This is a genomic window from Kosmotoga arenicorallina S304, assembly GCF_001636545.1.
Lineage (GTDB): Bacteria > Thermotogota > Thermotogae > Petrotogales > Kosmotogaceae > Kosmotoga_B > Kosmotoga_B arenicorallina.
Genome location: NZ_JFHK01000021.1, coordinates 1 through 12,620 on the forward strand (window position 1 = coordinate 1; position 12,620 = coordinate 12,620).

The 12,620-nt window shown below is 40.8% G+C and carries 14 protein-coding genes and 1 pseudogene; 8 read left to right on the forward strand and 7 right to left on the reverse strand.

Going from position 1 to position 12,620, the window contains the following annotated elements; all coding sequences use genetic code 11:
• Window positions 1–202: 202 nt before the first annotated feature.
• The 4 genes from AT15_RS08515 to AT15_RS08525 all read left to right on the forward strand — a co-directional run bounded on the left by AT15_RS08515 (window position 203) and on the right by AT15_RS08525 (window position 4,326).
• On the forward strand, window positions 203–1,474 hold the full coding sequence (locus AT15_RS08515) for an IS110 family RNA-guided transposase (protein WP_068348415.1): 1,272 nt from the start codon (window positions 203–205) through the stop codon (window positions 1,472–1,474).
• A 434-nt stretch (window positions 1,475–1,908) separates the two neighbouring features.
• A complete protein-coding gene (locus AT15_RS10520) occupies window positions 1,909–2,220 on the forward strand; it encodes an SLC13 family permease (protein ID WP_201029956.1) in 312 nt (103 codons plus the stop codon).
• 20 nt (window positions 2,221–2,240) lie between these two features.
• Window positions 2,241–3,191 (forward strand): ArsB/NhaD family transporter, encoded by a 951-nt coding sequence (locus AT15_RS08520; protein WP_268766431.1) that lies wholly within the window; start codon window positions 2,241–2,243, stop codon window positions 3,189–3,191.
• Between the two features lie 172 nt (window positions 3,192–3,363).
• A complete protein-coding gene (locus tag AT15_RS08525) occupies window positions 3,364–4,326 on the forward strand; it encodes a 2-hydroxyacid dehydrogenase (protein ID WP_068348418.1) in 963 nt (320 codons plus the stop codon).
• Between the two features lie 140 nt (window positions 4,327–4,466).
• Here AT15_RS08525 and AT15_RS08530 read toward each other — a convergent pair whose 3' ends face one another.
• From AT15_RS08530 to AT15_RS08555, 6 genes are all read right to left on the reverse strand, one after another.
• Complete coding sequence (locus AT15_RS08530) at window positions 4,467–4,751, reverse strand: metal-sensing transcriptional repressor (RefSeq protein WP_068348421.1); 285 nt, start codon at window positions 4,749–4,751, stop codon at window positions 4,467–4,469.
• Window positions 4,752–4,765: 14 nt separating this feature from the next.
• Window positions 4,766–4,972 carry a heavy-metal-associated domain-containing protein gene (locus AT15_RS08535; protein ID WP_068348425.1) on the reverse strand — a complete coding sequence of 69 codons (207 nt, stop codon included), beginning with the start codon at window positions 4,970–4,972 and terminating at the stop codon, window positions 4,766–4,768.
• 396 nt (window positions 4,973–5,368) lie between these two features.
• Complete coding sequence (locus AT15_RS08540; protein ID WP_068348428.1) at window positions 5,369–7,795, reverse strand: heavy metal translocating P-type ATPase; 2,427 nt, start codon at window positions 7,793–7,795, stop codon at window positions 5,369–5,371.
• Window positions 7,796–7,797: 2 nt separating this feature from the next.
• Window positions 7,798–8,016 carry a (2Fe-2S) ferredoxin domain-containing protein gene (locus AT15_RS08545; protein ID WP_068348430.1) on the reverse strand — a complete coding sequence of 73 codons (219 nt, stop codon included), beginning with the start codon at window positions 8,014–8,016 and terminating at the stop codon, window positions 7,798–7,800.
• The gene (locus AT15_RS08550) at window positions 8,013–8,288 is read right to left on the reverse strand and encodes an SHOCT domain-containing protein (RefSeq protein WP_068348434.1); all 276 of its coding nucleotides are present in this window, start codon (window positions 8,286–8,288) and stop codon (window positions 8,013–8,015) included. Before AT15_RS08550 ends, AT15_RS08545 begins: the two co-directional genes overlap by 4 nt.
• Before the next feature lies 1 nt (window position 8,289).
• A complete protein-coding gene (locus AT15_RS08555; RefSeq protein WP_068348438.1) occupies window positions 8,290–8,493 on the reverse strand; it encodes an SHOCT domain-containing protein in 204 nt (67 codons plus the stop codon).
• A gap of 161 nt (window positions 8,494–8,654) precedes the next feature.
• On the opposite strand from AT15_RS08555, the gene AT15_RS08560 reads away from it, so the two are divergent.
• Window positions 8,655–9,203, forward strand: coding sequence for a manganese efflux pump MntP (locus tag AT15_RS08560; RefSeq protein WP_068348441.1), 549 nt, complete (start codon window positions 8,655–8,657; stop codon window positions 9,201–9,203).
• Window positions 9,196–9,360 carry a hypothetical protein gene (locus AT15_RS10300; RefSeq protein WP_161484669.1) on the forward strand — a complete coding sequence of 55 codons (165 nt, stop codon included), beginning with the start codon at window positions 9,196–9,198 and terminating at the stop codon, window positions 9,358–9,360. Before AT15_RS08560 ends, AT15_RS10300 begins: the two co-directional genes overlap by 8 nt.
• Before the next feature lie 211 nt (window positions 9,361–9,571).
• Here AT15_RS10300 and AT15_RS08565 read toward each other — a convergent pair whose 3' ends face one another.
• A complete protein-coding gene (locus AT15_RS08565) occupies window positions 9,572–10,210 on the reverse strand; it encodes a class II aldolase/adducin family protein (RefSeq protein WP_201029957.1) in 639 nt (212 codons plus the stop codon).
• A gap of 214 nt (window positions 10,211–10,424) precedes the next feature.
• Here AT15_RS08565 and AT15_RS08570 point away from each other — a divergent pair, with 214 nt between their 5' ends.
• Both AT15_RS08570 and AT15_RS08585 read left to right on the forward strand, forming a co-directional pair.
• Window positions 10,425–11,663, forward strand: a complete 1,239-nt coding sequence (locus AT15_RS08570; RefSeq protein ID WP_068348447.1) for a hypothetical protein — start codon at window positions 10,425–10,427, stop codon at window positions 11,661–11,663.
• 175 nt (window positions 11,664–11,838) lie between these two features.
• Window positions 11,839–12,564 (forward strand): annotated as a pseudogene (locus AT15_RS08585) (NADH:flavin oxidoreductase).
• The last annotated feature ends 56 nt before the right edge of the window (window positions 12,565–12,620 follow it).

Sequence of the window (12,620 nt, forward strand, 5' to 3'; positions counted from 1 at the left end):
GATGTAGGATAAAATAAAGGAGGCAGTCAGGAGGAAGAGAGGAACAGAGTTGCGATTAGCCAAAGAGCTACAGTTACTCAGAATCCCTCTTCCATCCTGGGAGTACTAGAGGGTCAATAGTAGGATATCCGGGGAAACCCAGGAACGCTACATCGGTTAACCAGTACTCGTTGACTGCACAATGTTTTCTGGAGGAATTGACATGGATGTTGTGGGAATTGATTGGGCATGGGACTTTCACATCTGTTATTCCATCGAGAAGGACAAGGTTTGGAGAATCAAAGACAACGAAGTGGGTTACAAGGAATTACTCAATGAAGTATCCAGAGAAGCTGTTTTTGTCATTGAAGAGAGTTTCAACAGGATAAGCGATTTTCTGCTTTCCGAAGGAAGAGAAGTTTATCTCTTGCCACCGAAAAGGTCGAAAGAAGCCCGGGGCTATCATTCCAACGGGATAAAGACAGATTCACTCGATGCCAGGAGCATTGCACTGACATACAGTGAACATCCGGAATACTGTATAAGGGCGAGAAACAACGAAGAAGGCAGGTCATTCAGGGAACAGTTGAGAGCTTACAGGTATTACAAAGACGAAGCCTCCAGATTGAAGAACAAATTGCACAACGAATTACACGATCATTTCCCGGAGTTTGTCGAAGAGATGGGTAACTGGACAAAGAACAAGGGGAAAATTCTTCTGCTCAGCATCACGAATGAACTCAAGAACCTCTCTATTGAAGAGATACACAGCCACTTCAAAGAGAACCAGATAGCTTTCACGAACTCGTTGAGGGAGAAGGTAAAAGCACTCAAAAAGAGGGAATGGCATATTACAAAATACACCCTCATGATGGTGGCAAATGCTGCCAGACACCTTCTCGAAGTGGAAAGAGGAAAGCAGGAAATGAAAAAGGAAATGGAAAGGAATTTGAAAGAATCGAAATACAGGGTGATATTGAGCCTGCCGGGAGTGGGAGTAGTAACGGGCGTAGCACTGGTGGCGGCATTTCTCAACCACGAATTTAAGAATTACAGGAACTTCCAGAAATACTGCGGGACAGTGCCTGTAATAATACAAGGCGGGAACTACCACAAATGTGTGATGAGGAAACACTGTGACAGGAACCTGAAAGGGGTTCTGCATATGATGGCACTGAGTGCAGTGAACGAGGGATCGTGGATGAGGGGATATTATGCCAGGAAAATAAAGGAGGGCAAGTCCTTTGGACATGCCCTCAGAGCATTGGCGAATACCCTCGTCAAGATAGCCTTCGCCATGCTAAAAGGCTTGAAAGCCTACGATGAGGAACTCTTTTTGTCCTCGCGTGGGAACAAGAGCCCTCAGTCAAATTATACAACAAAAACAAGCACGCAGGGAACTGAAAGAAGGACAGATGAAAGGTTCTCCCTGCTTGATTCTGCTGCTCAAACAAACTGCCATTTGGGAACGGATTCAGGCAGATTGTCTCCTTGACTTGACATAGTAGGTGAGTGAAGCGATGAAAACAGCTATGCTGAGCTAAGGCTCAGGCTTTGCGTCTGCGCCGGTGGTGTCGTTGTAGGTTGTGGGTTGTGCGTCAGAAATTTTATGTTTGCCTTCCGTAAGGATTGGACAAAATCATACAACCTACAACCAACCACTTACAACTGAGAAATGTGAGAACTGAGTAACGAGATTCGAGGCACGTGAAAAAACTTAAAGATATGTTTGAAACAAATATTACTCGTTACTCGAACGGCGCCCCTCGTCTTTTTAACTGCTTTGTACTCCTCGTACCATCAACCGTCGTTTCACCAGCTGACGCACCATCAATTGTCGTATTACCAGCTGTCGCTCAATCATTTTCGCCTTTCAGCCCAATTGTTGTATAATTTCTCTTGTGAGTGCTTTATGAAGGAGATGTAACCTTGACCCCGGAAATGATTTTGTCCTTTATCATTTTTCTAATTGCTTATGCTTTCCTGGCTACTGAAAAGGTTCATAGAACCCTTATTGCCCTTTTTGGTGCAGTAGCAATGGTCTTTCTTGGGATATTCCATGACCCCGCCAGCATATACAGCGAATACATAGATTTCAACACGGTTTTTCTGCTTATTGGTATGATGACTTTTGTAAGCGTCATAAAAAAGAGCGGTATTTTTGAATTTTTAGGGCTTGAAGCTTTGAAATTTTCCAAAGGTAACATGTTGAAGCTATATATATATATTTTGTTATTATAGTAGCCCTTACGTCCGCAGTCCTGGATAATGTCACCACGATTCTTGTCATGCTTCCTATAACCCTGGCTGTCGCTGACACAACAGGTATTGATCCGATACCCTTTATCTTTGGCGAAATATTCGCCTCGAATATTGGTGGGGCAGCTACATTAATCGGTGACCCACCAAACATCATGATAGGGTCTGCTGCAAAACTCCATTTCAGCGATTTTGTATTAAACCTTGGTCCGGTGTTGTTCGTGATATTTATAACAGTTAACTTTTTTTTGGTCCTTGCATTTAGAAAGACGCTAACAAAAAAAGTTGACAGCGTCCTTCTGAAACAATCCGGCAGCCCTATAACGAATAGAAGGCACTTTTACATTTCTATTATCCTGATCATAATTACCATTATTCTATTTATTTTTCAGGAAACGCTTGGTTTTGAGAGTTCTTTCATTGCATTGATGATTGCTTCTGTATCGCTTTTGTCAATGAGGCCAAAAGAAGTCGAGAAAACACTGGAAGAAGTTGAATGGTCAACAATACTCTTTTTTGTTGGCCTCTTCATAATGGTGGGTGCTCTCGAAGAAACTGGCTTCCTCGAATATCTTGCAGGGCATATACTTGCTCTCTCCCGTGGTTCTTTTCAGCTAGCAAAAGTCTTTGTGGTGAATATTTCAGGATTCGCTTCAGCCTTTGTTGATAACATTCCCTATACAGCAACCATGATTCCGGTGATAGAATCCATGCAAAAACTAAACCCGGATGTATTCGGTAATCTCGAACCCATGTGGTGGTCATTATCTTTGGGAGCCTGCCTTGGAGGAAATGGAACTGCCATCGGTGCATCAGCAAATGTTATTGGACTGGCACTTCTTAAAAAATATTATGGGAAAGAGATAAGTTTCATTGAGTTTTTCAAATATGGAATGGTGGTTCTTTTGATAAGCCTTATTATTTCAACGGCGTTTCTTTTATTCTTTTTGTGATACTTTTTGCCTTCCCGATTACGGTGATTCAAAACGACCAATCCGGAAATCCGTTAAGCTTCCTTTTGGCAGATGTGATAAAATCATTTGGTGTATATTTTTCAGACACATTTTATTTACATCTACTGAAAAGCTAATTTTCAAAGAATAAATATTTTCGGGAGGTAAGGGAATGGAAAAGATTCTTGTCACTTTTCCCGCGCCAAGCATGGCAAAGATCCTGTTGAAAGAATACGAAACAGTTTATAACGAGGAAGAACGCGTTCTTTCGAAAGATGAAATAATAGAGCTGGGGAAAGATGCAACTGCTCTTCTAACAACGCTTGTGGATAAGATTGACAGGGATATTATTTACTCTCTTCCAAAGCTAAAAGTTATTTCCAATTGCGCTGCAGGTTATGACAACATTGATATTGAAGCAGCAAAAGAAAGAAGAATTGCTGTAACCAACACCCCTGGTATTGTGAGCAAAGCCACAGCTGATATTGCCATAGCGTTGATGCTTGCTGTTTCAAGAAGGATATTTGAAGCCAGCAGCTTTTTAAGAGCTGGCAAATTTGAAGGCTGGCGCTTCAATCTTTTTCAAGGCTTAGGGCTTCATCGTAAAATCCTCGGAATAATAGGCATGGGAAATATCGGTAAAGAAGTGGCCAGAAGAGCAATAGGATTTGGCATGAGGGTGATTTATTACAGTCGTCACAGAATTCCTGAAGCAGACGAACATGTGTTTTCCGCTTCTTATTATCCTCTTGAAGATCTTTTGAGGACCGCTGATGTCATTTCACTGCATGTGCCTTTAACACCTGAAACCTTCCACCTGATAAACAAAGAAAGGCTTATGCTCTTGAAGCCCAATGCTATATTAATTAATACTTCACGAGGGCCGGTGGTTGATGAAGAAGCTCTTATAGAAGCCTTGAAAGAAAAAAGGATTTATGGAGCAGGGCTTGATGTCTTTGAAAATGAACCTTATATTCCCGAAGAATTAATGGCGCTTGATAACGTTGTGCTACTCCCCCATATAGGTACGGCTACTGTTGAAACGCGCCAGACAATGTTGATAGACGCCATACAAAACATAGTAAAGGTTTTTGCAGGGGAAAAACCTGACAGTTTTGTGTATTTACCCGAATGAGCCGTTATGCCTTGTAGAAGATGAAGCTTCCTGCTTCAATCTGTGAAGACTTATAAACCGCCTCTACTTTATAAGTAGAGGTCTTCTTTTGAAAAAATATAAAACTGAAAAGCGCAGCAAGCGCTCTTCAGTTTTGCATTTCAAAGGTTTTTTTCAATATGTTTCATTAGTTGTTCGAGCTCTTTTATCTTATCATCTACTAACCCTGTTTCAATCGCATCTCTAACACATGTTTCGATGTGCCTGTTTATTATCTCGGTGTTTGCTTTTTTCAAAAGAGCTATTACAGCTAAAAGCTGTGTGGATATGTCAACACAATATCTCTCATCTTCGATCATTTTCATGATACCTTCAATCTGCCCTTTTGCAGTCTTGAGAATTCTTAATGTGCCTTGATGCTTGACATGATGAGAATGGTCTTTCATTATAACCTCCTGCTTTACTTTTCTATTCTTACTAAGTCATAACCAGCATCATCTATAACTTCCTTAAACAATTCTTCAGGTAAATCCTTTGATAATTCGACTTTAGCAAATCCGCCTGCGAGGTCAACTTCAACTTTTCGCACGCCTTCTAAATCAGATAGAGCCTTTTCCACCCTCATTTTACAATGATTACAACTCATTCCATTGATAATCAGTTTCATTTTAACACCTCCGTGTAAGTTTTAAGTAATTGAGAACCGAGAGCCGGGAATCAATGATAAATAGCTATGCTTAGCTAAAACTCAGGTTGTGCGCCTGCGGCGGTTGAGTCGTTGTAGGTTGTGGATTGTGCGTTCAAATTTTATATTTGCCTTCCAGAAGGATTGAACAAAATCATATAACCTACAACCAACCATCTACAACTGAGAATTATGAGAACTGAGTAACGAGATCCGAGACCCGAGATTCGAGGTACGTGAAAAAACTTAAAGATATGTTTGAAACAAGTATTACTAGTTACTCGAACGGCGCCACTCGTCTTTTTAACTACCTTGCAAGCGTCGTACTATCAACTGTCGTTCCATCAACTGTCGTTTCACCAGTAGTCGCCCAATAACTTACAATGAAGTACGTTTCAATCTCAGTGCGTTCGTAACAACTGTAACGCTTGAGAAGGCCATTGCTGCCCCGGCAATCATTGGATTGAGCTTTAAGCCAAAAGCTGAGTAAAAAACTCCTGCAGCGATTGGTATACCAATTACGTTATAGAAAAATGCCCAGAAAAGGTTTTGCTTTACATTCCTGATAGTTGCCCTGGATAGCCTGATAGCATTTACAACATCTCTCAAATTGCTTTTCATTAACACTACGTCAGCCGATTCCAGCGCAACATCGGTTCCCGAACCAATTGCTATACCAACATGAGCTTCTGCCAAGGCAGGAGAATCATTTATACCATCGCCTACCATTGCGACAGTATAGCCCATTTCTTTGAGCTCTTTCACCTTTTTAGATTTATCTTGAGGCATAACTTCGGCCATAACTTCATCTATACCGACTTCTTTTGCAATAGCCCTTGCAGTTTCTACGCTATCCCCGGTTACCATAAAGGTTTTTATGCCCATTTTTTTCAATTCTTCGATGGCCTCTTTTGAACTTGGTTTTACTACATCTGCGATACCAAAAAGGCAAGCAGGCTCGCCGTTGTACTTCATTAAAACAGGTGTTTTTCCGCTTCTGGATAATTCTGTTGAAATTTCTTTTGCAATATTTGAATCTTTCAGCGAGCGCGTATTTTCAAGACTTATTTCTGCTCCATTGATTTTAGCAACAATTCCCTGTCCGGGAATAGCTTTGAAATCAATCGCTTCAAAAAGATTACCATTATATGCCTGTACTATAGCTTTATCCAAAGGATGAGAGCTAAGAGCACCTAAACTTGCTGCATACTTCAACGCCTGGGTTTTGTCGAATCCATTAAGCGGAATTATGTCCCTGAGAGAAGGTTTTCCTTCGGTAATGGTTCCTGTCTTGTCGAAGATCACTGCTTTTGTTTTATGTGTAATCTCCAAAGCTTCTCCACTTTTGAAGAGGATGCCCATTTCAGCTCCCCTGCCTGTTCCTACCATTATCGCCGTGGGAGTTGCCAAGCCAAGCGCACAGGGACAGGCAATTACAAGTACGGAAATCATCATAGTGAAAGCGAAGAGAAAACTGTATCCAAGAAAAAACCAGCTCAAAAAAGTAATAACAGCAATTACAAGCACTAAAGGCACAAAATATCCACTAATTATATCCGCCAGTCTTGCAATGGGAGCTTTTGAAGCCTGAGCATCTTCGACAAGCTTAATAATTTTAGCAAGCGCTGTGTCGCTTCCAACTTTTGTGGCTTTGATCTCCACTGTTCCGCTGAGGTTTACAGTTCCGCCTGCTACTTCTGATCCTTCCTGGATATCCACGGGTATCGACTCTCCCGTAAGCATAGATTGGTCAACCGAGCTGTTACCCTTGATAACCACTCCATCAACAGGGAAAGCATTTCCCGCTTTTACCAACAGAGTATCCCCAACTTCCACTTCTTCAACGGGGATTTCAACGATTTCTCTGTCCTTTTTAAGAAAGGCAGTTTTTGGAGAAAGATTCATGAGCTTTTTTAGGGCTTCTGAAGTTCGTCCTTTGGAGTAATTTTCAAAATATTTTCCCAGTGAAATCAATGCTATAATAACCCCGGCAGTTTCAAAATAAAGATCCATGGCATACGAGCTGTTGCCCATAGCAATTTGAATTGTTGCAAAAAGACCATAGACTACCGCTGCCCCTGTTCCTAAGCCCACAAGTGTGTCCATATTAGGATGGCCTCTGAACAAATTTGGAATGCCTTTCAGATAAAAATCTTTTCCTACAATCACAATGGGAATTGTCAAGAAAAGCTGGATAAGTGCGAAATTCAAAGGATGCAGTTCAGGTGAAATGATATCGGGTATAGGAACGTCCAGCATATGGCCCATTGCTATCAAAAGCAGTGGTAAAGCAAAAATTGAAGAGAATAAAAATTTTCTCCAGTATGAACGAATAACGTTTTCCCTTCTTTCAGCATCGCTATCGTAACTTTTGGTGGATATGCTCTTTGCTTTGTATCCAGCCTTTTCAACAGACTTTTTGATATCCGCTATCCTGACCACAGATGGGTCATACTCAATCGCTGCCTTTTCGGTTGTCAAGTTAACTGAAACACTGTTGATCCCATCAAGTTTATCTACAGCCTTCTCCACTGCTCTTACGCATGAAGCGCATGTCATGCCTTCAATTTCAAGCGATATTTTTCGAAGCTCTTTTGGCTTTTCAATTTCATATCCCGCTTTTCTTATCCGCTCCACAAGCTCTGACTCGTCAATACTACTTTCGACTTCAAATACCAGCTTTTCAGTAGCAAGGCTAACTACGGGATTTTTTACCCCTTCGACTTTTGAAGCAGCTTTTTCAACTGCGCGAACGCAGGCGGCACAGGTCATTCCCTTAACAATGAATTCCCTTTTCTCCACCATGACTACTCCTTCAATTTATCTTCGATAAGCTCAATAAGGCTTTCTGTAGTGAGTTCTGAATATATTTCACCATCTATTTCCGCAACAACAGCTTTACATACACCCAGACAATCGGATTTAAAAATCTCAATATCCGGGAACTTTTCTTTGACGATATTATAGGCTTCTACCCCCTTTTCGTAACAGCAAGATTCCCTTTGCGCGCATATTTTTATCTTCATAAGTTACCTCCTAACAGTTTTTTCATTTTTATGAATTCTTCTTCGCTAATTTCACCCTTTGCATACCTTAATTCCAAAATTCGTAGTGCTTCGGAATCATTATTTGATGTCACGGTTTTAGTTTTACTCCCGATATCTACAACACGTTTGATAACCCATAAAAGCACCACAAAAAACAGAACCATCAAAATTAAACCGAAGATAGGCCCAAACCAACCCCAACCACTAAACCATGCCCAACAACCCGCAGGATTCCAAAAGCCCCAGTGCATATCATTCGCCTCCCTTTAGGATCTTCAGCTTTTTCAGATATTCCTCTTCATCGATCTCACCTTTAACATAGCGTTCCTTCAAAACCTCTTCAGCCCTGCTCGCTTTTTCAGCAGACTCTCTGTTTGCGAAAAAATTTCTTATATACTCTGGCTTAATGAGAACGGAAATTAGAACCAAAAAAATCAACAAACCAAAAAACATCATGTAAATCACCTCTTTTTACACCCACCCCCCCGGGGGGTCTATCTATAATATCATGTTTTTGGTAAAAAAAGCTTGTCTAATAGAATACAAAGCTATTAAATAAAGAGTGACGAGTGTGATGATATAATGTTCATGATTCTACGATTCAAGAGGTGTAGAGAATGGAGCTTCTTTTAGTTGCCATAGCTTTAGCAATGGACGCTTTTGCAGTATCTGTATCTATGGGCCTTTCTTTGAAATTTGTTCCACTCAATACCGCATTTCGAACTTCATTTCATTTTGGGCTATATCAATTCTTTATGCCACTGATTGGTTGGTATGCTGCTTCAAAATTTTCAGGTTATATTCAGGGACTTGATCATTGGGTAGCTTTCTTTCTGCTGGCAGGAATAGGAAGCAAGATGATTTTCGAAGCTTTTGAGAAAAAAGAAGAGTCAACTGTTGACAGAACAAAAGGCTTTCCTTTGATACTACTTTCTATTGCAACCTCTATAGACGCCCTCGCCATTGGAATAGCTTATTCTTTTCTGGAAAGGGAAATACTATTCCCTGCAATTATTATCGGCATTATTGCCTTTGGCTTAAGCTATATTGGCATAAAAGGCGGTGCCAGATTTGGCAAGCATTTAGGAAACAGAGCAGAAATCATAGGTGGAATTGTGCTTATATTCATTGGATTAAAGGTGCTTATTGAGCATTTAAGTGGATGATAGAACAATGCTTGCAAGGCTGTCGATTGGTGGAGCGACTGCTGGTGGAACGACTGCTGGTAGTACGACAGTTGATGAAACGACAGCTGGTAATACGACTGTTGATGGTACAAGGAGTACAAAGCAGTTAAAAAGCCGAGTGGCGCCGTTCGAGTAACGAGTAATACTTGTTTCAAACATATCTTTAAGTTTTTTCACGTACCTCGAATCTCGGGTCTCGGATCTCGTTACTCAGTTCTCACATTTCTCGGTTGTAAGTGGTTGGTTGTAGGTTGTACGTAAATTTTGTTCAATCCTTCTGGAAGGTAAATATAAAATTTGTGACGCACAACCCACAACCTACAACGATTTTTATTAGACCCTTCCACCTATTGCCTGTAAAACTTGAGGTATTTTTCTCTTAGCTCTTTCATATTTTTTTCTGGAATATAGAATATTTCTCTATTTAACTTCAGCGCTTCTAAATATACCTGTATGTTTTTTTCGGTGACTTTAGCGGAAACGAAGGCTTCATTGAAGCTTTCTCCAACATTGACAAGCCCGTGGTTTCTAAGTATAACGGCACTGTTGTTTCCGAGGGCTTTGACAGCATTTTCTGCGAGTTCCCAACTTCCCGGATCTGCGTATTTCGCCACTTTAATTTCAGGCCCACATATCATGGCGCTATCTTCAATTAGCGAAGGAATCACCTCCATCGTCACTGAAGCAATTGATGCGTAAATTGGGTGAGTGTGCAGAATAAATTTCACGTCTTTTCGTGCTTTGTATATTGCCACATGAAGCTTCCATTCAGATGATGGAGCTTTTAAGCCTTCCAGTATATTCCCTTTATAATCAATAACAACGATATCTTCTTCTTTCATCTTATCGTAGGGATACCCTGAAGGAGTGATAAATATCTTTTTTCCATCCGTAATGGATACATTCCCCCATGTGCCTTTTACCAGGTCTTCATTGAGCATTTTTCTGCACGCTTTTACGATAGTGTTCTTATACTCTTTTTCCACTAAAAGACCCCCATTCATCAGATGATTTCTTTCGATACTTAGTATACATGAATGCAAAAGCCATGCAAGTTGGATTAAAAGTGAAGGGTTAAGGCATTAGGTATTATTCTTGAAAATGAATGTAACATACGACTGATTTGTTAATTGGTTTTTCACTGTATAGAAATAGCTTTCTGTATTCAGTGGGGATTTAATTATTTAAGGAGGTGGGGGTATGCGCAGAAAACTGTTGTTTTCACTTTTGATACTTGCTATACTTTTTGTTCTTGTAGGCTGTCCGGGCAGTTCTATCGATGAGCTTATTTCCAAGATGAAGTTCATCGATTATGCCTTTGCAGAAGGCGAGCCAGAAGTTCCGGCAGTCGCGCTCTATCTTGGTAGAGTCAAGAAGGATGATATTTTACAGGTTTACACACCGGTTCCTGAACCAAGATCTGGGGAGTTCATCGACAATGCAGTAATCATTTCACCCACAATAGGTGCCCCTGGATATCTTTATTATCTTGACCTTGCTCCTGGAGCTTTTTACAACCATCCCGGTAGAATAGTGGTGCTTGGTGAAGATGGAGAACCGATAATTGATGAAGAAGTTGAAGGCTGGCCTGTTCTCAATGGCCAAACACCGGAACCGCTTGTCTCTCCAATAAGTGAAGTTTATCAGAAAGCAATATTCTGGAGGAATATACGTTACAGGATTCCAGTGATAAAAATTCCGGAATGGATAATCGTCCAGAGAGTTCAGTCAGGAGCGGTTGTGGTTAATGGACTGACTCCAACACAAAATCTTTATTACGAAGCTTCACAGGCACACAATTTAATGTACAATGCTATGGTTGATTTTATGGGAGCAGAATACGTTAGGCAGGTAGAATATCCTTCTAACACCCAAAGCGATGTAGAAGCCGCTATTCAGTACCTTATTGAAACCAAGAAGGTAAATAGGCTTACATTGTATTTCATAGCACACGGAAGTTATGATTCGATGAACATAGGTGGAACATATTTAACAGCCTCTGAGCTCAAAGGCATCATTGAAAGTTACCGGAGCGTTCAGTTCTATGTGATGATCGAATCATGTCATGCAGGTAGCTGGCTTGAAGGTACTTCAAATATCGTTGACCCGCCAAACACAATCCTGGCAATTGCAACAACATCCGCTGACAAGAGTGCGTACCCAGATTGGGATCACGCTACTGGTTACACGGATGATTACAACGCGTCGACAGATGTTTATGTAGAATGGACGACTGACTTCCTTCAAATGATGTCATATTACACCGGTTCTGGCTGGTCATCTGTGACGAGTTATGCCTCAACTCATGGTATAGCAAATGAAGCTGCATTGTACGATTTGTGCTTCCTGGCAATAAAGGGTGGATCACCTCCTGGTTCATCCTACACATTTACAGAAAGAGTAGGCATCCAGGAGCCACGAATTTACAGAAGCTATTGATTTTTTCCGAAAACCAGCCCTTCAAGGGCTGGTTTTTTTATGAAAAGCCCATTATTCATTTGTTCTCACTTATTATGCATTTAAATGAAATCTCTCAGCTTTTTGTGGTGAGTGCGCTAAAATGTGTTATTATATGTATATATGAACATAAAAGTATTTATAAAAGGATGATGATATGAAATTCGAAAAACTCTTTTCAAATATCAAAATAGGCCCTCTTACTTTGAAAAATAGGATTGTCTTTCCTCCAATTTCAACTAATCTTGCTTCAATAACTGGAGAAGTAACGGACGAATTCATAGCTCATTACAGCCGAAGAGCAAAAGGGGGTGCGGCGTTAATCACTGTTGAAAACGCTTGCATCGATTTTCCATCGGCAATGATGGGAGCTACCTAGCCGAGGTTTGATGACGTGGTGTTTGTTCCTGGTTTGAGCAGATTAGTCGAGGAAATTCACAAATACGGTTCTTTGGCATTTGTTGAATTAACTCACCCGGGATTATTTGGAAAAGAACTACCTGTAATTGCACCATCAGTTGTCGATATAAGGCCTGACAGCACAAAACCACATTCGTTAACCAGCGAAGAAATTGAAGAAGTGGCTTTAAAATTTGCAAAAGCTGCGTTAATTGCAAAAAGTGCTGGCTTCGACGGCGTAGAAATTGAAGCAGCTCACGGACTTTTGGTTAATCAGTTTCTTTCGCCTATTGCAAATAAGAGAACGGATGAATATGGCGGTGCTTTGGAAAATAGAACGAGATTTGCCAAGTTGCTGATTGATAAAATAAAGGAATTTTGTGGACAGGATTACCCCGTTACGGCGAGGGTCGGCGTCGTGGATTATGTTGATGGTGGTATAAAGCCAGAGTCTCAACTTATGCACTTCGAGTTAACAAAATAAAGAAAAGAAAAACAGGTCATTGAAAAAGGCACGGAATCATCGTATATTCGTGGTGA